The organism is Sutcliffiella horikoshii (assembly GCF_044809035.1).
GTDB lineage: Bacteria > Bacillota > Bacilli > Bacillales > Bacillaceae_I > Sutcliffiella_A > Sutcliffiella_A horikoshii_G.
In genome coordinates this window covers 299,417-319,704 of record NZ_CP085237.1, presented here as the reverse complement: position 1 = coordinate 319,704, position 20,288 = coordinate 299,417, and the positions used below count along the sequence as shown (strand labels likewise).

General features: G+C 45.9%; 16 protein-coding genes, 12 tRNA genes and 3 rRNA genes. 3 read left to right on the top strand and 28 right to left on the bottom strand.

Going from position 1 to position 20,288, the window contains the following annotated elements; all coding sequences use genetic code 11:
• Positions 1-36 precede the first annotated feature (36 nt).
• From LG307_RS01745 to thiL, 8 genes are all read right to left on the bottom strand, one after another.
• A complete protein-coding gene (locus tag LG307_RS01745; RefSeq protein ID WP_404447323.1) occupies positions 37-738 on the bottom strand; it encodes a hypothetical protein in 702 nt (233 codons plus the stop codon).
• The gene (locus LG307_RS01740) at positions 731-1,612 is read right to left on the bottom strand and encodes an ABC transporter ATP-binding protein (RefSeq protein WP_404447320.1); all 882 of its coding nucleotides are present in this window, start codon (positions 1,610-1,612) and stop codon (positions 731-733) included. The genes LG307_RS01745 and LG307_RS01740 overlap by 8 nt, the downstream gene beginning before the upstream one ends.
• The gene (locus LG307_RS01735) at positions 1,609-1,977 is read right to left on the bottom strand and encodes a GntR family transcriptional regulator (protein WP_404447317.1); all 369 of its coding nucleotides are present in this window, start codon (positions 1,975-1,977) and stop codon (positions 1,609-1,611) included. Before LG307_RS01735 ends, LG307_RS01740 begins: the two co-directional genes overlap by 4 nt.
• 977 nt (positions 1,978-2,954) lie before the next feature.
• Positions 2,955-3,989, bottom strand: coding sequence for a tRNA (adenosine(37)-N6)-threonylcarbamoyltransferase complex transferase subunit TsaD (gene tsaD / locus LG307_RS01730; protein ID WP_404447314.1), 1,035 nt, complete (start codon positions 3,987-3,989; stop codon positions 2,955-2,957).
• On the bottom strand, positions 3,986-4,435 hold the full coding sequence (gene rimI / locus LG307_RS01725) for a ribosomal protein S18-alanine N-acetyltransferase (RefSeq protein ID WP_404447312.1): 450 nt from the start codon (positions 4,433-4,435) through the stop codon (positions 3,986-3,988). The genes tsaD and rimI overlap by 4 nt, the downstream gene beginning before the upstream one ends.
• Before the next feature lie 9 nt (positions 4,436-4,444).
• Complete coding sequence (gene tsaB, locus LG307_RS01720; protein WP_404447309.1) at positions 4,445-5,140, bottom strand: tRNA (adenosine(37)-N6)-threonylcarbamoyltransferase complex dimerization subunit type 1 TsaB; 696 nt, start codon at positions 5,138-5,140, stop codon at positions 4,445-4,447.
• A complete protein-coding gene (gene tsaE, locus LG307_RS01715) occupies positions 5,137-5,592 on the bottom strand; it encodes a tRNA (adenosine(37)-N6)-threonylcarbamoyltransferase complex ATPase subunit type 1 TsaE (protein WP_404447306.1) in 456 nt (151 codons plus the stop codon). Before tsaE ends, tsaB begins: the two co-directional genes overlap by 4 nt.
• A gap of 12 nt (positions 5,593-5,604) precedes the next feature.
• Entirely contained in the window at positions 5,605-6,588 is a 984-nt protein-coding gene (gene thiL, locus LG307_RS01710; RefSeq protein WP_404447303.1) for a thiamine-phosphate kinase, read from the bottom strand.
• Positions 6,589-6,820: 232 nt separating this feature from the next.
• Here thiL and LG307_RS01705 point away from each other — a divergent pair, with 232 nt between their 5' ends.
• Together LG307_RS01705 and LG307_RS01700 are read left to right on the top strand one after the other, a co-directional pair.
• The gene (locus LG307_RS01705) at positions 6,821-7,081 is read left to right on the top strand and encodes a DUF3243 domain-containing protein (protein ID WP_404450352.1); all 261 of its coding nucleotides are present in this window, start codon (positions 6,821-6,823) and stop codon (positions 7,079-7,081) included.
• A gap of 204 nt (positions 7,082-7,285) precedes the next feature.
• A complete protein-coding gene (locus tag LG307_RS01700; RefSeq protein ID WP_404447300.1) occupies positions 7,286-8,209 on the top strand; it encodes a DUF2268 domain-containing putative Zn-dependent protease in 924 nt (307 codons plus the stop codon).
• A 313-nt stretch (positions 8,210-8,522) separates the two neighbouring features.
• On the opposite strand, the gene LG307_RS01695 is transcribed toward LG307_RS01700, so the two are convergent.
• From LG307_RS01695 to LG307_RS01620, 16 genes are all read right to left on the bottom strand, one after another.
• Positions 8,523-8,598: transfer RNA gene (locus LG307_RS01695), tRNA-Asp, on the bottom strand.
• A gap of 4 nt (positions 8,599-8,602) precedes the next feature.
• Positions 8,603-8,679 (bottom strand) — tRNA-Met (locus LG307_RS01690).
• 32 nt (positions 8,680-8,711) lie between these two features.
• A 5S ribosomal RNA gene (rrf, locus tag LG307_RS01685) occupies positions 8,712-8,828 on the bottom strand.
• A gap of 125 nt (positions 8,829-8,953) precedes the next feature.
• A 23S ribosomal RNA gene (locus tag LG307_RS01680) occupies positions 8,954-11,885 on the bottom strand.
• Positions 11,886-12,110: 225 nt separating this feature from the next.
• Positions 12,111-13,662, bottom strand: a 16S ribosomal RNA gene (locus LG307_RS01675).
• Together the 16S, 23S and 5S rRNA genes with 12 tRNA genes alongside form the textbook arrangement of a ribosomal RNA operon.
• A 123-nt stretch (positions 13,663-13,785) precedes the next feature.
• Positions 13,786-13,859, bottom strand: a tRNA-Gly gene (locus LG307_RS01670).
• Positions 13,860-13,870: 11 nt separating this feature from the next.
• Positions 13,871-13,944, bottom strand: a tRNA-Pro gene (locus LG307_RS01665).
• 16 nt (positions 13,945-13,960) lie between these two features.
• Positions 13,961-14,037, bottom strand: a tRNA-Arg gene (locus LG307_RS01660).
• Between the two features lie 108 nt (positions 14,038-14,145).
• Positions 14,146-14,231 (bottom strand) — tRNA-Leu (locus LG307_RS01655).
• 26 nt (positions 14,232-14,257) lie between these two features.
• Positions 14,258-14,341: transfer RNA gene (locus LG307_RS01650), tRNA-Leu, on the bottom strand.
• Between the two features lie 16 nt (positions 14,342-14,357).
• Positions 14,358-14,432 (bottom strand) — tRNA-Gln (locus LG307_RS01645).
• 28 nt (positions 14,433-14,460) lie between these two features.
• A tRNA-Val gene (locus LG307_RS01640) sits at positions 14,461-14,536 on the bottom strand.
• Positions 14,537-14,586: 50 nt separating this feature from the next.
• Positions 14,587-14,658 (bottom strand) — tRNA-Glu (locus tag LG307_RS01635).
• 7 nt (positions 14,659-14,665) lie between these two features.
• Positions 14,666-14,756 (bottom strand) — tRNA-Ser (locus LG307_RS01630).
• A gap of 3 nt (positions 14,757-14,759) precedes the next feature.
• A tRNA-Asn gene (locus LG307_RS01625) sits at positions 14,760-14,834 on the bottom strand.
• Between the two features lie 166 nt (positions 14,835-15,000).
• Positions 15,001-15,474: a SprT family protein gene (locus LG307_RS01620; protein ID WP_404447297.1), complete on the bottom strand. Its 474-nt coding sequence runs from the start codon at positions 15,472-15,474 to the stop codon at positions 15,001-15,003.
• 337 nt (positions 15,475-15,811) lie between these two features.
• On the opposite strand from LG307_RS01620, the gene cmpA reads away from it, so the two are divergent.
• Positions 15,812-15,922: a cortex morphogenetic protein CmpA gene (gene cmpA, locus LG307_RS01615; RefSeq protein WP_404447295.1), complete on the top strand. Its 111-nt coding sequence runs from the start codon at positions 15,812-15,814 to the stop codon at positions 15,920-15,922.
• Positions 15,923-15,976: 54 nt separating this feature from the next.
• On the opposite strand, the gene LG307_RS01610 is transcribed toward cmpA, so the two are convergent.
• The 4 genes from LG307_RS01610 to rsbW all read right to left on the bottom strand — a co-directional run bounded on the left by LG307_RS01610 (position 15,977) and on the right by rsbW (position 20,275).
• Positions 15,977-18,163 carry a Tex family protein gene (locus LG307_RS01610; protein WP_404447292.1) on the bottom strand — a complete coding sequence of 729 codons (2,187 nt, stop codon included), beginning with the start codon at positions 18,161-18,163 and terminating at the stop codon, positions 15,977-15,979.
• A gap of 279 nt (positions 18,164-18,442) precedes the next feature.
• Entirely contained in the window at positions 18,443-19,042 is a 600-nt protein-coding gene (locus LG307_RS01605) for a PP2C family serine/threonine-protein phosphatase (RefSeq protein WP_404447289.1), read from the bottom strand.
• Positions 19,039-19,824, bottom strand: coding sequence for an RNA polymerase sigma factor SigB (gene sigB / locus LG307_RS01600; protein WP_404447286.1), 786 nt, complete (start codon positions 19,822-19,824; stop codon positions 19,039-19,041). Before sigB ends, LG307_RS01605 begins: the two co-directional genes overlap by 4 nt.
• Positions 19,799-20,275 carry an anti-sigma B factor RsbW gene (gene rsbW, locus LG307_RS01595; RefSeq protein WP_404447283.1) on the bottom strand — a complete coding sequence of 159 codons (477 nt, stop codon included), beginning with the start codon at positions 20,273-20,275 and terminating at the stop codon, positions 19,799-19,801. The genes sigB and rsbW overlap by 26 nt, the downstream gene beginning before the upstream one ends.
• Positions 20,276-20,288: the final 13 nt, after the last annotated feature.

Genomic DNA, 20,288 nt, shown 5'->3' with positions numbered 1-20,288 from the left:
CCCAGCCAAAACAGTGACTGGGCGGTTTTTATATTCTTATCTTGTCGCACTGGACAAAGTAGAAGCATTTCTCAGCATTCCCCAATTCGGAAGGAAGGCTAAAAGCGACACAATGAGGAGCATAACGTAATTAAGTCTCATCTTCCATCCGTCCATATCCACCAACGCATCCAGCAAGAAATTCCTTGTCGTAGGAAGCAGTAACATAATAGCGAACAGCGCCAATGCCCCAAATCCTCCTATCAAACCAAGACGGTAAAAGATGGTACCAAGCAAAAAGCCAAGTGATAAAAGAAGGAAACAGATGACCATATCCACAAACAATTGGTTATACCACGTGTTTGCCAATGTTGTTGATTCCACGGAATGAAAAATTATGAACTGCTCACTTCCTGAAAGTTTCACAAGTCCCCCGAACATGCTTTGAACAATAACATGAATGGCGGAAAACACCGTTGCCACAACCGCGCAATAGATCAAAACATTAAACAGGTACTGGTTTCTTGTCGCACCAAGCTTAATGCAATAAGGAAAGGTTTCCCTTGTCGTCAAAAAGCCTGCGATACCACAAAAGATATAGATGGCCATGCTTGTGGACACAACCATCGTCGTGTCAAAGGTCAGGACAATAAAGAACATGGCAGTCAAACTGAGCAACAGAATGGACCAAAACACCATGAACGAAAACCGCATATCCACAGCCAAGTAATACAGTACTGCTTTCATATCCTTAAGCATGTTGCTTCCCTCCCTTTAACTCTTCTTCTGTCATATATACCATTAGTTGCTGAATGGAGCTCCGGTCTGCATCCAAGTTGTGTGCAGCTGCTTTTTCCACCGTCAGCCCTTCACCGTATAAAGTCGCAGTTTTTCTTCCTGCCAAAACGGACTCATGCAACACGCGCTTGCCTTGTGCGAATTCATCCACCGCCTCTTTTTTCCCAGACACCGTGATGCTTGAATCTAGAAGTTCTTCTGTGGACTTATGGAAAACCAACTGACCACTTCTCATCAGGACAACTTCTTCAAACAGGTTACTCACCTCATCAATCAGATGTGTGGATAAGATGATCGTCCGCGGGTATTCTTCGTATTCTTCCAAGAGCACTTCATAAAATTTAAACCTGGCAGCCGCATCAAGTCCGATGTACGGTTCATCTAGGATCGTTATTTTCGCTCTGCTTGCAAGTCCAATGATAATACCAAGCGAGGATTCCATCCCTTTTGATAAGCCTTTTGTTTTAAGGGTCGGATTCATGTTGAAGGCGGTAAGCAGCACATTAGCCGTTTCCCATGACCAGTTCGGGTAAAAAAGCGATGCCACTTTTAAGATATCCTTGATTTTAAGGCGTTTGATGAAGTTGTTGCTCTCATTTACAAGGCAGATATCTTTGGTGATATCTCTATTGTTAAATGGGTTCTGACCGTTGATGAGGATTTGTCCTGATGAAGGAAGCGCATGGCCTGCTAGCATTTGCATTAGCGTCGTTTTACCTGCACCGTTTCGTCCAAGCAATCCATAAATTTTGTTTTCCTCAAGCGTTACAGACATGTTATCCACAGCTTTTTTGTTTCCATAGATTTTGGATACATTCTTTACCTCTATTTTCATTGCTCTCCCCCCCTGCCGATCAATGTCGCTAATTCTGCTTCCGTTATGCCAAGCTTGCTTGCTTCCTTTTTTAACGGAACGATATAGTCTTTAAAAAAGGCAGCTTTTCTTTTTGTAAGGATGATTTGCTTTGCTCCCTCTGCCACAAACATTCCTACTCCCCTTTTTTTATATAGGATTTCCTGATCGACCAACTGATTGATTCCCTTGGCCGCGGTTGCCGGGTTGATCTGATAATATTTTGCAAATTCGTTCGTAGACGGTACCCGCTCTCCCTCCTGCATGCTGCCCTCTAAAATACCGCTCTCAATCAGTTCGGCCACCTGCTGGAAGATGGGAATGTCACTCTTAAGGTTGATTTCCACGATTTTGATTTCACCTACTTTGGGTTGACTGTTGTTTTAGCTTTTATGTTATTTGGTTAATTAGTTATGTAACTAACTATATAAGCTAAGCAATTAAAAGTCAATGGAGTAATTAGCAGTTTTTACAAAATAAGTTATATATAATTTAGTGACAGGGGCGTCTGTTACCAAACTTGGGGAAACAGAACAACTTTGGGCATTGAGGTGGGTTCTCTGCTACCGTTCTTGACTCAGCAGAACTACTTTGGGCATTGAGAGGGCCTCTCTCCTACCTTTTTAGATCAGTGGCATCCGTTTCGTTTCGGGCGTTGATAATCGTTAAACAAGCCACACAATTAAAAGTCAAGTAGCTTTGAAGTGTTCTATTTGCCCGTAGCAACGACCTGAGCTATTAAAGTGTCTAATAGAAGCGGTCTATTCGACCGAACCTCCTTGCCTAGCTGCCCTTTTGTCTAATAGAGCCCTTCTATTCGACCAAACCTCCTTGCTTAGCTACCCTTTTGTCTGATAGAACCCTTCTATTCAACCAAACCCCCTTGCCATGCTGCCTTTTTGTCCAATAGAACCCTTCTATTCAACCAACCCCCCGCTAAAACCACCCCTTTGTCCAATAGACCTATCCACAACCCACCCTAAATCTAAAGCTACCAACTCACTCCTCCCCGCTTACGCACTTTTTGTCGAACAAAAAAGGTATCCTGCTGAAGCTTGTCGATTAACTGCACTTACCCACAGGTTTATGCACATATCCACCCTTGTTTTATAAGTTATCAAGATAAATATCCACACTATCCACAAAAAACATCAAAGTTATCCACATAATTTATTCACATTTTGGAGGTTTATTTTAGTGGATATTCGGGTATCTATCCACATTTAATCCACAGGTGTGTGGATAACCTTTTCCCAGCTTGAAAGCCCTTTCCATTCCCCACCGCAAAATCCACAAAAGAAAAAAGCCTCTCAACTAACTAAAGTCAGTTAAAAGGCTTCTCGATATCCAATCCCGGGTTCGCATTTAAATCCATCCCAGATCGTTTTCCTAATCGGTACATCACACTACCCACAGTCGCAATCATCGCTGCATTGTCCGTACACAAGGATAACGGTGGAATCACCAGGTTCTTTCCTTCCTTATCCACTGCATCCTGCAATGCCGCACGCAGCCCTCTGTTTGCGGCTACACCACCTGCGAGCAACACCTGATTGACGCCGTATTCCTTCATTGCACGAATCGTCTTCCCAACCAGCACTTCAATGACGCTCTCTTGGAAGCTTGCGGCAAGGTCCGCCGCCACAATTTCTTCCCCTTTTTGCTTGGCGTTGTGAAGCGTGTTGATAACTGCTGACTTCAAGCCTGAAAAACTGAAATCATAGGAGCCTTCTTCAAGCCACGCTCTTGGTAGCTTAATGGAAGGAGTCCCCTCTGCAGCCATGCGGTCAATGTGAGGTCCGCCTGGATATGGCAATTGAAGCGTGCGCGCCACTTTATCATAGGCCTCACCTACAGCGTCATCACGCGTTTCTCCGATTACCTCAAAGGAACCATGCTCTTTCATGTACACAAGCTCTGTGTGCCCACCGGACACAACGAGCGCAAGCAGCGGGAAGTCAAGGTCTGCTACAAGCTGATTGGCATAAATATGGCCGGCGATGTGATGAACACCGACAAGTGGCTTCTGGTGAGCGAATGCCAACGCCTTAGCCGCGTTTACCCCGATCAACAGTGCACCAACAAGCCCTGGTCCTTCTGTCACAGCAATGGCATCTATGTCTGCCATGGTCACGCCGCCCTGTTCTAACGCTTCCTCCAATACCACTGTCATCTGCTCGACATGATGACGGGAAGCGATTTCTGGTACCACTCCGCCAAAACGCTGGTGACTTTCAATCTGCGAGGAGACGATATTCGCCACAATCTCTTTGCCATTTTTAATAATGGCTACCGCCGTCTCATCACAACTCGTTTCAATGCCTAATATTAGTTCGTCTTTTGCTTCATTCATTTTCATATATTCACCCACATTACTAGTGCATCTTCATTGTTATCCACATAGTATTTTTTCCGGATTCCGCCGTTTTGGAAGCCGTGTTTGCGATAGAGCGCCTGTGCCACTATATTTGAAACCCTTACCTCAAGCGAAACCGTCGTTGTTCCAACCATTTTACAATATTCCATCGCTTTTCCTAATAAAAGGTCGCCAAGCTTCCTGCCGCGACATGCGGGGTCAACGGCAATGTTCGTAATCTGCGCTTCCCCCATTACAATCCAAATTCCGCAATACCCAATGACCCGTTCGTCTTCTTTCATCACGAGATAATGCGCATATGGATTGTTGGTCAGTTCATAATAGAAGGCATCCTTTGTCCAAGGTGTGGCAAACGACTGCAGTTCCACACGGTGCACTCCTTCAATATCGTAAACCGTCATTTTTGAAATTCCTATCAATGAATTCATCCCGCTCACCTATTTTTCTTTACTTTCCAGCCATTTCGCCTCAGCTTCCGCAAGCCTTGTGTAATTCGGCACGAAGGAATGAGCATCCTCTGCGTCCCTTTTCACCCCAAGAAAAGCCAGCTCGCTTGGTCTCGGATTGTTTTCGCTGACTTGTGCAAAATGTGCCAGTTCCCCAAGGTACTCTATGATGGTTTCCTTATGGAGGTGCACATCATTTCCGATGAACAGCACAGGTTCCTGCCTGTCTTTTAACGCCTGCAGCCAGTCAGTCATCAGGATGTTCACGTCCTCGATCTCTGTCACCAGTTCGTCCTCGTTAAAACGGTACAGCCCCGTGTACACCTGACCGCGTCTCGCATCCTGGAGAGCACAAATGCTTCCGCCAAAATAACGGCCGTTCGCTGCCACTAGCTCCAAGCTCGAAACGCCAACAAGCGGAATGTTCAATGACCACGCAAGCGTCTTCGCAAGCGTCACACCGATCCTTACTCCGGTATAAGACCCAGGGCCTTTACCGACCACAATTCGCTCAAGATCTGCTGGTTTCACATCGCAATCTTGCATCAACTTTTCCACTGCCGGCATCGCGCGCAGCGAATGGTTCTTTTTCACATTTGTGACCAGTTCCCCGATCACTTTATCCTCATCTACTATAGCAACGCCCAACACATACGTGGACGTATCAATCGCCAGTACTTTGGTCATTCCATTAACTCCTTACATATGGCTTCATATCTTTCCCCTTTTGGCGTGAGCACGACTTTTCGCTCATCGTCGCCATGGTGATAGATATAGATTTCCAACCGTTCACTTGGTAAAAATTCTTCAATCAGATGGGCCCACTCCACTACCGTTACGCCCTCTCCTTCAAAATAATCATCAAATCCGAGGTCTTCTTCACTGTCAGCCAAGCGGTACACATCCATATGAAAAAGCGGAAGGCGGCCTTGATACTCCTTGATGATGGTAAAGGTCGGGCTGTTTACATTCCTCTTAATCTCCAGCCCCTTGGCCAAGCCTTTTGTGAACGTCGTCTTTCCTGCACCAAGATCCCCTTCCAACAACAGAACCTCTCCGCCTTTCATCAACTTGCCAAGCGCCTCGGACTTCGCCATCGTCTCCTCGGCTGAATGTGTCATAAGCTCCACTTGCAACATATCATCCTACTCCTAACCTCTATTAAAATGATTATATCCTTCTTTTTTCAATTTCTGCACACCGTCATGAGACTTCAAGAACGCTTGTCCTTCACCACGAGAGACAGTCCCAATTTTCGTTATCTTAATTCCGGCTGTCCGGCACTCTTCCTGCAACTTAGTCCAGTGCATCTCAGGAATGGAACCGACCAATTCGAAGTCTTCTCCACCCGTCAAAGCCCACTGGATGGCATTCTTCGCATTATAACGCTGTAAATCCTCACTAATAGGTATTGTTTCCTTAATTATTAAAATATCTACCTGGCTCGCCTCTGCAATCTCCAGAAGCTCACTGGCCAAGCCGTCACTCACATCGTTAAGTGAAACACGCTCAAACTTGCTTAAGATCCTTCCAAGCGCCACCTGAGGCTTTGGATGCTGGTGAGACGCAACTAATGTCTCAAACTTAGCGGCAGCCTTATTATGTAAAAGAATGTCCAAACCACCAGCCGAATCCCCAACGGTCCCAGAGACAAACACCACATCTCCATCTCTCGCATTGGAACGAAGCAGCCTTTTGCCCATTTCCACCTTGCCGATCACAAACACACTCAGCACCATCGTTTTGCCGGAAGTCGTGTCACCGCCAATCAGGTCCATTTCATATTGCTCCCCAAGCGACTTCATGCCATCATAGATAGACTTTAGTTCTTCCTGCGTCCAGCTCTTTGGGATGGTGATGGACACAAGATAGTACATCGGATATCCACCCATTGCCGCCACATCACTGATATTAGCTGCGAGTGCCTTATATCCAATGTCAAACGGACTCATCGTTTTTCTAGTAAAATGAACATCCTCCACCATCGTATCCACACATACTATTTTTTCAAAGCCTTCTTCCACATCAATGATCGCAGCATCGTCTCCGATCCCGACCACCTTTTGTGCATGGAACAATTGCTCAGGCTGAATATCCTTAATAAAAGCAAACTCATCTGAAATGGACAAGCACATCACTCCTCTACTTCCGACTGCTATCCACTATTATAGCGAAATGACCCTCATAAAGAAAATAATTCCCCCGATAAAAGCAAGGACTTCAGAAAAAGAAAAGCTCCATTAGGTTTAACACTCCCATAAAAAGGATATGGACAAGAGAACGCTTAAATTTAGAGGAGGAATAAAAGAAATGGCATACACAGACCGTGAAGCTACTCAAGACAGAGTAGAACGTAAAGTAGAAAATATGGACCCTGGCAAGAAAGAACAGATCCTGGCCGACTTCGATACCTTCAAGAGCTATTTAAGTGACAAAGTCTCCAAAGGAAAAAGTATTGGCCTTGGGGAAGAGCAGCTTGCAATGGCCGCGGAAAAAGTGGCAGATTACTTAGCAAAGCATGAAGAGCCTAGAAACAGTGAAGAAAAGCTTCTTCAGGAATTATGGAAAGTTGGAGATAAGGACGAGCGTCACAAACTCGCTCACATGCTCGTCAAACTAGTAGATTAATAGTACTAGTCTATAATAACTTGATACTTATAGCTGTAAAGCATACATTGCCACCCGCCCTCATGGGGTGGTTTTTTTATGGGTAAAATTTCCTTGATTAAAATATAATAAAAAAGAAGGAATTTGTCATAATTTATAGAATATTTAAACTTGGTTGCCGATATATCTATATAGGGGGCAAATACTATCACAGGAGGGAATACAATGCGGTTTACTAGTTTTTTCTTTTTTCTCATCATGGCTGTAGCATTAACAGGTTGTAACAACGGAGGAACGGAAGCGGATGCCGAGGAAGCAATCGGCTTAGAATACGCCTTCGAAAATAATGGACAAGAATTTGAGATAATCCACGTGTACCAGTTGTACGAGGCATTCTATGAAGAAGGCCTAAAAGGGGAAGAGGCAACTGCACTGTACACTTCAAGCATCCTTGATGAGGTTGCAGATAAATGCTATAAAGGTGGCGAGTTTGAACAAAAAGCGGATTATGCTCTTGCTCCACCAAAAAATAGAATCGCGGTTCAAGATAACCTGAAAAGAATGGATTCACAAAAAATTAATGCTGCCATTAAAGACGCATTAACTAAATCATCCAATGAACTTCCTATCGAAGGAAGCACAACAACAGTATGTGTATTCCCGACAGACAACAACGCCCCGGCTACTTTCGTCACTGCAGGTGTTGGTAAACTGGTCGTATTCTACGATCGAAATACAACAGACAAGTTGCTAAAAGCAGGTATCGCTAATAAATACCACCACAGCTACTGGGTTGATAACCACTTTAACGGCGAATCATTTACGGTTTTAGATAACCTCGTAATCGAAGGAAAAGGAACCATGTTCCAAAAACTCGTTTATCCTAACATCGATGTAGCACCGGTAGACGAAGAATACAACAAAGACCTTTGGGCAAGAATCGAAGGCGAGCTTGAAAAAGAAGACGATAAAAAGACACAAGAAATCTTCAAAGGCGGAAGAAACGGACTACCAAGTCAATATGGCTACAGCGAAAGCTATAAAATGCTGCAATCCTTCGTGAACGCAAATGAAGGGGCATCCATTGAAGACTGGTCTGCTGCTACTTCTGAAGAAATTTTGGAAGCACATAAAGCGAACTATAATTAATAGTAGGTAGATGGATGGGATGGGGCCTTGAAAAGGGGTTCCATTCTTTTTTGTTTTGGTTTTGTTTAGTTGGTGTAGTTGGGAAGGTGGTTGGGCAGTCAATTGCTGGTACGCATTTTTTGTGAGTTTTTGTCGAATGGCATTTATATAAGGCAAAGTGGCTTATAAAACGAAAAGTTCGCTTATAAATTGAAAAAGTGGCTTATAAAACGAAAAGTTCGCTTATAAATTGCATACTCGGCTTATAAAATCGTGACTTGAACTAAAAAAAGACAAAAAAAATAACGAAACCTAGTTTCGCATTTTAAAAGAATGGCGGTCCCGACCGGGATCGAACCGGCGATCTCCTGCGTGACAGGCAGGCATGTTAACCGCTACACCACGGGACCTTATTGGTTGCGGGGACAGGATTTGAACCTGCGACCTTCGGGTTATGAGCCCGACGAGCTACCGAACTGCTCCACCCCGCGATAATAATATATGCTATTTTATAAAAGCACTTGCCTGGCAACGTCCTACTCTCACAGGGGGAGATCCCCCAACTACCATCGGCGCTGAAGAGCTTAACTTCCGTGTTCGGTATGGGAACGGGTGTGACCTCTTCGCCATCATTACCAGACAATTACTATTATAATATAACTTGTAGGAAAAATCAAGAAGTTTTTCAACTTTCTTGTTCCTTCAAAACTAGATAATGTGTTCATATCAAGAAATTCATATCATTCACTTATTTCGATACTTATTTGGGTTAAGTCCTCGATCGATTAGTATTCGTCAGCTGCACGTGTCGCCACGCTTCCACTTCGAACCTATCTACCTGATCATCTTTCAGGGATCTTACTTGCCGAAGCAAAAGGAAATCTCATCTTGAGGGGGGCTTCATGCTTAGATGCTTTCAGCACTTATCCCGTCCGCACGTAGCTACCCAGCTATGCCTTTGGCAAGACAACTGGTACACCAGCGGTGCGTCCATCCCGGTCCTCTCGTACTAAGGACAGCTCCTCTCAAATTTCCTGCGCCCACGACGGATAGGGACCGAACTGTCTCACGACGTTCTGAACCCAGCTCGCGTACCGCTTTAATGGGCGAACAGCCCAACCCTTGGGACCGACTACAGCCCCAGGATGCGATGAGCCGACATCGAGGTGCCAAACCTCCCCGTCGATGTGGACTCTTGGGGGAGATAAGCCTGTTATCCCCGGGGTAGCTTTTATCCGTTGAGCGATGGCCCTTCCATGCGGAACCACCGGATCACTAAGCCCGACTTTCGTCCCTGCTCGACTTGTAGGTCTCGCAGTCAAGCTCCCTTGTGCCTTTACACTCTGCGAATGATTTCCAACCATTCTGAGGGAACCTTTGGGCGCCTCCGTTACTCTTTAGGAGGCGACCGCCCCAGTCAAACTGCCCACCTGACACTGTCTCCCAGCCCGATAAGGGCTGCGGGTTAGAATTTCAATACAGCCAGGGTAGTATCCCACCGACGCCTCCACCGAAGCTAGCGCTCCGGCTTCTCAGGCTCCTACCTATCCTGTACAAGCTGTACCAAAATTCAATATCAGGCTACAGTAAAGCTCCACGGGGTCTTTCCGTCCTGTCGCGGGTAACCTGCATCTTCACAGGTACTATAATTTCACCGAGTCTCTGGTTGAGACAGTGCCCAGATCGTTACGCCTTTCGTGCGGGTCGGAACTTACCCGACAAGGAATTTCGCTACCTTAGGACCGTTATAGTTACGGCCGCCGTTTACTGGGGCTTCGGTTCAAAGCTTCGCTTGCGCTAACCTCTCCCCTTAACCTTCCAGCACCGGGCAGGCGTCAGCCCCTATACTTCGCCTTACGGCTTCGCAGAGACCTGTGTTTTTGCTAAACAGTCGCCTGGGCCTATTCACTGCGGCTCTCTCGGGCTTTAACACCCTAACAGAGCACCCCTTCTCCCGAAGTTACGGGGTCATTTTGCCGAGTTCCTTAACCAGAGTTCTCTCGCTCACCTTAGGATTCTCTCCTCGCCTACCTGTGTCGGTTTGCGGTACGGGCACCATACTCCTCGCTAGAGGCTTTTCTTGGCAGTGTGAAATCAGGAACTTCGGTACTATATTTCCCTCGCTATCACAGCTCAGCCTTAATAAGAAGCGGATTTGCCTACTTCTCAGCCTTGCTGCTTAGACGCGCATATCCAACAGCGCGCTTACCCTATCCTTCTGCGTCCCCCCATTGCTCAAACGGAGTGGAGGTGGTACAGGAATATCAACCTGTTATCCATCGCCTACGCCTTTCGGCCTCGGCTTAGGTCCCGACTAACCCTGAGCGGACGAGCCTTCCTCAGGAAACCTTAGGCATTCGGTGGAAGGGATTCTCACCCTTCTTTCGCTACTCATACCGGCATTCTCACTTCTAAGCGCTCCACCAGTCCTTACGGTCTAGCTTCAACGCCCTTAGAACGCTCTCCTACCACTGTTCGTAAGAACAGTCCGCAGCTTCGGTGATACGTTTAGCCCCGGTACATTTTCGGCGCAGAGTCACTCGACCAGTGAGCTATTACGCACTCTTTAAATGGTGGCTGCTTCTAAGCCAACATCCTGGTTGTCTAAGCAACTCCACATCCTTTTCCACTTAACGTATACTTGGGGACCTTAGCTGGCGGTCTGGGCTGTTTCCCTCTTGACTACGGATCTTATCACTCGCAGTCTGACTCCCATGGATAAGTCTTTGGCATTCGGAGTTTGACTGAATTCGGTAATCCGATGAGGACCCCTAGTCCAATCAGTGCTCTACCTCCAAGACTCTAACACATGAGGCTAGCCCTAAAGCTATTTCGGAGAGAACCAGCTATCTCCAGGTTCGATTGGCATTTCACCCCTACCCACACCTCATCCGCTCACTTTTCAACGTGAGTCGGTTCGGGCCTCCATTCAGTGTTACCTGAACTTCACCCTGGACATGGGTAGATCACCTGGTTTCGGGTCTACGACCACGTACTCATTCGCCCTATTCAGACTCGCTTTCGCTACGGCTCCGTCTCATCGACTTAACCTTGCACGTAATCGTAACTCGCCGGTTCATTCTACAAAAGGCACGCTATCACCCATTAACGGGCTCTAACTACTTGTAGGCACACGGTTTCAGGATCTATTTCACTCCCCTTCCGGGGTGCTTTTCACCTTTCCCTCACGGTACTGGTTCACTATCGGTCACTAGGGAGTATTTAGCCTTGGGAGATGGTCCTCCCTGCTTCCGACGGGATTTCTCGTGTCCCGCCGTACTCAGGATCCACTCAGGAGGGAACGAAGTTTCAACTACAGGGTTTTTACCTTCTATGACGGACCTTTCCAGGTCGCTTCATTTACCCCGTTCCTTTGTAACTCCATGTTGAGTGTCCTACAACCCCAAGAGGCAAGCCTCTTGGTTTGGGCTAATTCCGTTTCGCTCGCCGCTACTCAGGAAATCGCATTTGCTTTCTCTTCCTCCGGGTACTAAGATGTTTCAGTTCCCCGGGTCTGCCTTCCATACCCTATGTATTCAGATAAGGATACTGTTCCATTACGAACAGTGGGTTTCCCCATTCGGAAATCTCCGGATCAAAGCTTACTTACAGCTCCCCGAAGCATATCGGTGTTAGTCCCGTCCTTCATCGGCTCCTAGTGCCAAGGCATCCACCGTGCGCCCTTAATAACTTAACCGTTGACCAATATGGTCATGTGTCGATATCAGCGATGATATCTATAAAGAAAATTACTAAGATGAACGATATTCTGTGAATATCTTGATATTAGTTACATTATCTAGTTTTCAAGGAACAACTATGACAATTCGCAAGAATTGTCTAAGGATAAATCCGAAGACTTATCAAATATGAGAGAATGCTCTCTCAAAACTAAACAAAACAACAAGCGTACATTCCTTAGAAAGGAGGTGATCCAGCCGCACCTTCCGATACGGCTACCTTGTTACGACTTCACCCCAATCATCTGTCCCACCTTAGGCGGCTGGCTCCAAAAGGTTACCCCACCGACTTCGGGTGTTACAAACTCTCGTGGTGTGACGGGCGGTGTGTACAAGGCCCGGGAACGTATTCACCGCGGCATGCTGATCCGCGATTACTAGCGATTCCGGCTTCATGCAGGCGAGTTGCAGCCTGCAATCCGAACTGAGAACGGTTTTATGGGATTGGCTCGACCTCGCGGTTTTGCTGCCCTTTGTACCGTCCATTGTAGCACGTGTGTAGCCCAGGTCATAAGGGGCATGATGATTTGACGTCATCCCCACCTTCCTCCGGTTTGTCACCGGCAGTCACCTTAGAGTGCCCAACTGAATGCTGGCAACTAAGATCAAGGGTTGCGCTCGTTGCGGGACTTAACCCAACATCTCACGACACGAGCTGACGACAACCATGCACCACCTGTCACTCTGTCCCCCGAAGGGGAACGTCCTATCTCTAGGAGTGTCAGAGGATGTCAAGACCTGGTAAGGTTCTTCGCGTTGCTTCGAATTAAACCACATGCTCCACCGCTTGTGCGGGCCCCCGTCAATTCCTTTGAGTTTCAGTCTTGCGACCGTACTCCCCAGGCGGAGTGCTTAATGCGTTAGCTGCAGCACTAAAGGGCGGAAACCCTCTAACACTTAGCACTCATCGTTTACGGCGTGGACTACCAGGGTATCTAATCCTGTTTGCTCCCCACGCTTTCGCGCCTCAGTGTCAGTTACAGACCAGAAAGTCGCCTTCGCCACTGGTGTTCCTCCAAATCTCTACGCATTTCACCGCTACACTTGGAATTCCACTTTCCTCTTCTGCACTCAAGTCCCCCAGTTTCCAATGACCCTCCACGGTTGAGCCGTGGGCTTTCACATCAGACTTAAAGGACCACCTGCGCGCGCTTTACGCCCAATAATTCCGGACAACGCTTGCCACCTACGTATTACCGCGGCTGCTGGCACGTAGTTAGCCGTGGCTTTCTGGTTAGGTACCGTCAAGGTGCGAGCAGTTACTCTCGCACTTGTTCTTCCCTAACAACAGAGCTTTACGACCCGAAGGCCTTCATCGCTCACGCGGCGTTGCTCCATCAGACTTTCGTCCATTGTGGAAGATTCCCTACTGCTGCCTCCCGTAGGAGTCTGGGCCGTGTCTCAGTCCCAGTGTGGCCGATCACCCTCTCAGGTCGGCTACGCATCGTCGCCTTGGTGAGCCGTTACCTCACCAACTAGCTAATGCGCCGCGGGCCCATCTGCAAGTGATAGCCGAAACCATCTTTCAATAAAGAACCAGGAGGTTCTTTATATTATCCGGTATTAGCTCCGGTTTCCCGAAGTTATCCCAGTCTTACAGGCAGGTTGCCCACGTGTTACTCACCCGTCCGCCGCTGACCTTTCAAAAGCAAGCTTTTAAAAGGTCCGCTCGACTTGCATGTATTAGGCACGCCGCCAGCGTTCGTCCTGAGCCAGGATCAAACTCTCCAATAAAGAGTCTGAGCTTTTGCTCAAAATTTGCTAGCTTGTGTTACTTAAAATCATTTTGTCGTGTTCCGTAGAACCGACGTTATGACGCTGTTGTTTTGTTTAGTTTTCAAAGATCATTCAATATTATGGAGCGGGTGATGGGAATCGAACCCACGACATCAGCTTGGAAGGCTGAGGTTTTACCATTAAACTACACCCGCGATATTCAAAATCGGGAAGACAGGATTCGAACCTGCGACCCCTTGGTCCCAAACCAAGTGCTCTACCAAGCTGAGCTACTCCCCGTTTACTTTAAAAGTAATGGCGCGCCCGAGAGGACTCGAACCCCTAACCTTTTGATCCGTAGTCAAACGCTCTATCCAATTGAGCTACGGGCGCTTTACGATAAGTTGTTTATTTGATGTCCCTCTCAGAGGCGACTTAACTATAATATCAAATCTAGCATTTCGCGTCAACACTTTTTCGAAAATATTTTTTCAGTGTTTTTGGTGCGGCCGAGAAGAGTCGAACTTCCACGGGGTTGCCCCCACTAGGCCCTCAACCTAGCGCGTCTGCCATTCCGCCACGACCGCGAATATGAATGGCTAGTGAAAATGTATGGTGCGGGTGAAGGGACTCGAACCCCCACGTCAAAGACACTAGATCCTAAGTCTAGCGCGTCTGCCAATTCCGCCACACCCGCATACATCATATAAAGTTGGCTGGGCTAGCTGGATTCGAACCAACGCATGTCGCAGTCAAAGTGCGATGCCTTACCGCTTGGCTATAGCCCATCGAAGATGGTGAAATAATAAGTCCTTCTGGTGGAGGATGACGGGATCGAACCGCCGACCCCCTGCTTGTAAGGCAGGTGCTCTCCCAGCTGAGCTAATCCTCCAGGATAGAAATGGGAAACAAAACAAGAATGTTTTGCATCCCACTTAATAGTGACCCGTACGGGATTCGAACCCGTGTTACCGCCGTGAAAGGGCGGTGTCTTAACCGCTTGACCAACGGGCCTTGAATATGGCGGAGAAGGAGGGATTTGAACCCTCGCGCCGCTTACACGACCTACACCCTTAGCAGGGGCGCCTCTTCAGCCACTTGAGTACTTCTCCATATGGCTCCACCAGTAGGATTCGAACCTACGACCCTTCGGTTAACAGCCGAATGCTCTACCGCTGAGCTATGGTGGAATAATGCTACGGTATGTCAGTTTACGTTGTAATTCGTCGCAACCGACTGTTTTTATTTTAATAATCTTGTACTAAAAAGTCAAGTTTTTTTAGAACTAAAAGTTATATTATCATAGTAGCCATCGAATGTTTGTTTAAAACAGCGACTAGAATAAATTATCATATTTCATGACTGAATGTCAACACGATTTTCTAGTTCTCTTAACTTCCCTCTACATTTTCCACATCTATACTTGTTTGTATTCACTCTTCTTACTCTTTTATATTGCAGGTGGCAGTCTACACATTCATATATACGATAACTTTTCGGCTTGGATGTTGGTGCATGGATTGGTGTACAGAACCTTGGGGCACCCACCTTTTTCAATAAGAAGCGGAAATCGGCATCTCGGTGCTTGTACCCTTTGCCTAGTATATGAAGGTGGTAATGACATAGTTCATGTTTGATGATACCAACTAGTTCGTCCATGCCTAGTGCATCGTAATACTTCTTATTGATTTCAATGTTACTTGTGGAAGTGAGGTATCTTCCTCCGGTTGTTTTTAGGCGGTGATTAAAGGAGGCTTCGTGAAGGAAGGGTCTGTTGAAATGCACTAGTGAAATTTCTTCTATTAACTTCTGTAGATCTTTGTCGTCCATTTGTCCTCCTCCTTTCATTCGAACCCTCCCCATTATACTGCATAGTATAGAAAAAAATAAGTCATTATGTTTGGCTGTTTTGTATGAGATTGTTGTAATTCTCTTTGAAGTATTGCCGTTCCTTTGCGCTGCAGGCACTCGCTTTCCGCGGGGCGGTGCTTGAGCCTCCTCACAACGCTTCAGGGGTCTCAAGTCTACCGCTACATCCCGCCGGAGTCGAGTGCCTTCCGCTCCAATCCACTCGCACTCTCACTATTTTAAACTTTAAACAATCTTTAGCTAAACAGCCCCTCATTATGAGCCTTCAAGTAAATTGGTTGAAGGGGGTAACGAGAAGATGCCATCTTGGTTTAGGAAGCAGATGCAACGCGCATACCTGGAGAAGGATCGATATCAGATAAAGATGTTGAATCAGTGTTGGTTTTTCTATTATAAAAAGAATAGCTGATAAGGAAAACCCCCGACAGCCTAGTTATGGCAGTTCGGGGGCTGTTTTATCTTCTTATACTTCTTGCTTTTCCGGTTGGAGCATGGTCAAAGAGACCCGTCCTTTGTTCACTTCCACACCGTCGACCCAAACAGTGACAATATCACCGACAGAGACAACATCGAGCGGATGTTTTACAAAACGATTGCTTAGTTTAGAAATATGGACAAGGCCGTCCTGCTTTACTCCGATATCAACAAAGGCACCGAAGTCCACGACGTTTCGGACCGTTCCTTCTAGTTCCATTCCTTTTTGCAAGTCTTCCATTTTCAAAACATCCTGCTTAAGAAGCGGGGTAGGCATATCATCACGAGGGTCTCTTTCCGGTCTGATAAGAGAATCGATGATATCTTGAAGGGTGATTGGCCCTATATTCAAATCTTTGGCAAGCGTGGCAACATCTATATCTTTCAGAGCCTGCTGCAATTTTTCGGTGCCAATGTCTTTTTCAGATGTTCCCAGCTGCTTTAATAGTTTTTTAACATCCGAATAGGTTTCCGGATGGATTCCCGTTCTGTCCAATGGTTGTTTTCCATCTATAATTCTTAAAAAGCCGATACATTGTTCATAGGTTTTTGCCCCTAGCCTCGGAATACCTTTTAGATCTGACCTGCTAGCGAACTTCCCTTCTTCTTCCCGCTTCTTCACAATATTGGTTGCAACCGTTTTTGATAACCCTGCTACATATTGCAATAGAGAAGAGGAAGCAGTGTTTACGTTCACTCCCACTTGGTTTACGACTGTTTCCACGACGAAATTCAAGGACTCTGCTAAGCGCTTTTGCGTAACGTCGTGTTGGTATTGACCGACACCCACCGATTTGGGATCAATTTTCACAAGCTCTGCCAACGGGTCTTGCAGTCTTCGGGCAATAGAGACAGCGCTTCTTTCTTCTACTTGCAGATCAGGAAATTCTTCTCTCGCCAAATCAGATGCCGAATACACACTCGCTCCAGCTTCATTTACGATCAAGTAAGAGATGCTTTTTCCGCTTTGTTGGATAACATCTGCGAGTAATTGCTCCGTCTCCCTTGATGCCGTCCCATTCCCTATCGCCACCACTTCGATATCAAAGGTGGACAGGACATCCAATAATTTTCTAATGGACTCTTCTTTTTTCTTCTCCCCAGATGTGTGCGGGTAGATGACACTTATATGAAGAACTTTGCCTGTTTCATCGACAACTGCAAGTTTGCAACCTGTTCGATAAGCAGGGTCCACACCTAGCACCACTCGCCCTTTAAGCGGTGGTTGAAGAAGGAGGTTTCTTAAGTTCTCCGAGAAAATGTGGATTGCCTGTTCTTCCGCTTTTTCCGTTAGTTCTTTTCTGATCTCGCGTTCTATCGCAGGTTCAATCAATCTCTTGTATCCATCCTCGATTGCTTCTTTTATAAGAGATGTAGCAATAGAAGATTCTCGTTTAATCACTTGACGATTAAGGTATTCTACGATCCTTTCAGTCGGTGCAGCAATGGAGATTCGTAAGATCTCTTCTTTTTCTCCACGATTTACGGCTAAAATACGATGCGGTAGGATCTTCGAGATCGCCTCTTCATACTCGTAATACATGGCAAAGACTTCTTTTTCATCTTTTTCTGCCTTCTTAACAGCTGAAACTACCTTGCCTTGCTTATAAGTAACATCGCGAATATATTGGCGATAAGTTGGTTCATCGGAAAAGGTTTCCGCAAGAATATCCTTCGCTCCTTCTAACACCTCTTCCACCGTAGCCACTTCTTTTTCTTCCGAGAGAAAACCTGCAGCTTTTTCTTCAAGTGAAGGCGAAGACGGGAATGTAAGAAGCCATTCAGCATAAGGTTCCAATCCTTTTTCTTTTGCAACTGTCGCTTTTGTACGGCGTTTTTGTTTGTATGGACGGTAAAGATCCTCCACCTGTTGTAGTTTGGTTGATTTTAAAATGCTAGCTTTCAGTTCTGGTGTGAGTTTCCCTTGTTCCTCGATCAGGCGAGTAACTTCTTCTTTTCTGTTTTCAAGGTTTTGTATGTACTGCCATTTCTCCATGACCGCTCTGATTTGAACTTCGTCTAGAGAGCCGGTTTGTTCTTTACGGTATCTGGCGATAAAAGGGACGGTATTGCCTTCTTCTAAAAGTGCTATCACTTTTTTGGCTTGTCCTTTTGTCACTTCTACGTCTTTCACTAATAGGTTGACCAACTGTTCGTTTTTATCATTCCATTCCACTTTTGCAGCCTCCCAACATTTTAACCCGTCTTCTATTTTAGCAAATTATTCGGACAAAGAAAAAAGACTAACATGAAAATGTCAGTCTTTGCTTAATTGAAAACCCTAATATTTTTAAAACATTATCTAACTGTTGATTTTCATTCCAGGCACTTCGCTTTCCATGGGCGGTCCGGAAGCCTCCTCGGCTAGCCTGTGGGGTCTCTTCCCTTACCCTTCCTCCCATAGGAGTCTTCGTGCCTTCCACTACAATCAACTAGGTTGCCAAATACGGTCTCCCTAGTGGAGCTCTCCTGAGATGATGGTTACATCGTCCATTCCGTTGCCTGTGAACATCGCTGCGATTTCTAGCAGGGATGTGGCGGATGGGATATCTTTGATGTATTTTTTTACAGATGGAATGTTCAGCCCATCAGAATGAATGAAAAATTTCATGTTGGAACTGTAGGGAAAACGATGAGTTTTAAGAGTTTGGGGTTTTCCAGATAAGTAGCCTTTGACCGGAAGTGGGTAGATAAGCTTTTGTGTAGGAGGATATAAGAAAAAGCGAATATTCCCAACGCAGCTATACACAACTTCTTGCTGGTCATAATTGACTTTCAGCACAGATACCGCTGCCCCGCGCTTATTTTTCATCGCTTCGTTACATGCTTTCATGATGACGGCAACGTCTTCTGTCTCATGGTCTTTGGCAGCGGAAATAACTGCTTGTGAAGCATCGTGCGCAAATTCTCCGCTACCTAAGCCATCTGCCACTACACATAAAAAGTAGTCATCAGTTGTACTTACGTAGTAGCTGTCCCCACAGAAATACATTCCGTTTTTCGCATTCTGGTAGGCATGTACGTTCGCTTTTCCATGTTTAAATTGTTCGATCATGAGAAAATCTCCGTATTTGCATTATCTTCCATGAATGCTTGTTTCAGCTTGGTTAGCGCTTTACGTTGCAGTCTTGAAACGTGCATTTGCGAAATACCCAGCTTTTCCCCTGTTTCTTTTTGACTCATATTACTAAAAAATGTGCATTCAATAATTTGTTTTTCTCTTTCTGAAAGCACATGGAATATTTTTTGTAATAGAAGCTGCTGATCCACTTGATCGAAACCGGCATCCTGATTCCCTACGATGTCTAGAATGGTGACTGTACTTCCATCGGAGTCGGCCTCAATGGCATTATCGACAGAAAGAGCTTGATAGTTCTGGCTCATCTCCATCGCTTCTAACACTTCTTCTTCGGTTACTTCCAAGTAATCGGCAATTTCGAATACTTTTGGTGAACGCTGAAGTTCATTTGTCAGTTCTTCCACAGCGGACTTTATCTTTGGACCGATTTCCTTGATTCTGCGTGGAACATGAACGCTCCATGTTTTATCTCGAAGGAATCGTTTAATTTCTCCGATGATCGTCGGAACGGCAAATGCTTCAAAACTTCGGCCAAAGCTTGCATCAAAACGCTTCATGGCACCGAGCAATCCGATCATCCCTACTTGGGAAAGGTCTTCATGAAAGGCTTTGCCTCTTGAATACTTGCGAGCGATGGATTCAACAAGTGCAGTATAATTCTCTACTAATTGCAACTGCGATACTTCACAACCGTCTTGTTGGTACCGCTCTAACAGCATATTAACATCCAGCTTACTGGACTGAGATTGACTCCGCATCCCTTTCCACCTGCTCTCCTTGTACATACTTTGTCATGAAGACTGTAACGCCCTGATTGCTGTGCACCTTCACATCATCCATCAGCGTTTGGATTAAGAATAATCCTAACCCTCCTTCTGGCAAAGTTTCTACTGGTTGCGACTCGGTGTATGGACCTAATTCTTCTCTTACTTTGTCAAAATCAAAACTTTGTCCATTGTCAGCTACCACTAACTCGAGTCGGTCTCTGTAAATACCGAATCCGATTCGAATATTCCCTTTTTCGTCCTGCTTATAAGCATGCTCGACCGCATTGGTGCAAGCTTCACTTAACGCTATTTTGATATCTTCAATTTCATCGTATGAAAATCCCATACGATTCGCAATTCCAGATAAGGTAAGTCGGATAACGCCTACGTACTCCGCCTTCGCTGGAAACGACATTTCTATATAATCATAAGCCCGGTTCATTGTTCCCCCACCT

Coding starts and splice junctions, on each gene's coding strand:
- rsbW (WP_404447283.1), bottom strand. CDS start 20,275: ATGAACCGGGCTTATGATTATATAGAAATGTCGTTTCCAGCGAAGGCG.
- cmpA (WP_404447295.1), top strand. CDS start 15,812: ATGCCATCTTGGTTTAGGAAGCAGATGCAACGCGCATACCTGGAGAAG.
- LG307_RS01705 (WP_404450352.1), top strand. CDS start 6,821: ATGGACCCTGGCAAGAAAGAACAGATCCTGGCCGACTTCGATACCTTC.
- LG307_RS01605 (WP_404447289.1), bottom strand. CDS start 19,042: ATGATCGAACAATTTAAACATGGAAAAGCGAACGTACATGCCTACCAG.
- LG307_RS01740 (WP_404447320.1), bottom strand. CDS start 1,612: ATGAAAATAGAGGTAAAGAATGTATCCAAAATCTATGGAAACAAAAAA.
- tsaB (WP_404447309.1), bottom strand. CDS start 5,140: ATGACCAAAGTACTGGCGATTGATACGTCCACGTATGTGTTGGGCGTT.
- tsaE (WP_404447306.1), bottom strand. CDS start 5,592: ATGTTGCAAGTGGAGCTTATGACACATTCAGCCGAGGAGACGATGGCG.
- rimI (WP_404447312.1), bottom strand. CDS start 4,435: ATGAATTCATTGATAGGAATTTCAAAAATGACGGTTTACGATATTGAA.
- tsaD (WP_404447314.1), bottom strand. CDS start 3,989: ATGAAAATGAATGAAGCAAAAGACGAACTAATATTAGGCATTGAAACG.
- LG307_RS01700 (WP_404447300.1), top strand. CDS start 7,286: ATGCGGTTTACTAGTTTTTTCTTTTTTCTCATCATGGCTGTAGCATTA.
- LG307_RS01620 (WP_404447297.1), bottom strand. CDS start 15,474: ATGGACGACAAAGATCTACAGAAGTTAATAGAAGAAATTTCACTAGTG.
- sigB (WP_404447286.1), bottom strand. CDS start 19,824: ATGCGGAGTCAATCTCAGTCCAGTAAGCTGGATGTTAATATGCTGTTA.
- thiL (WP_404447303.1), bottom strand. CDS start 6,588: ATGTGCTTGTCCATTTCAGATGAGTTTGCTTTTATTAAGGATATTCAG.
- LG307_RS01745 (WP_404447323.1), bottom strand. CDS start 738: ATGCTTAAGGATATGAAAGCAGTACTGTATTACTTGGCTGTGGATATG.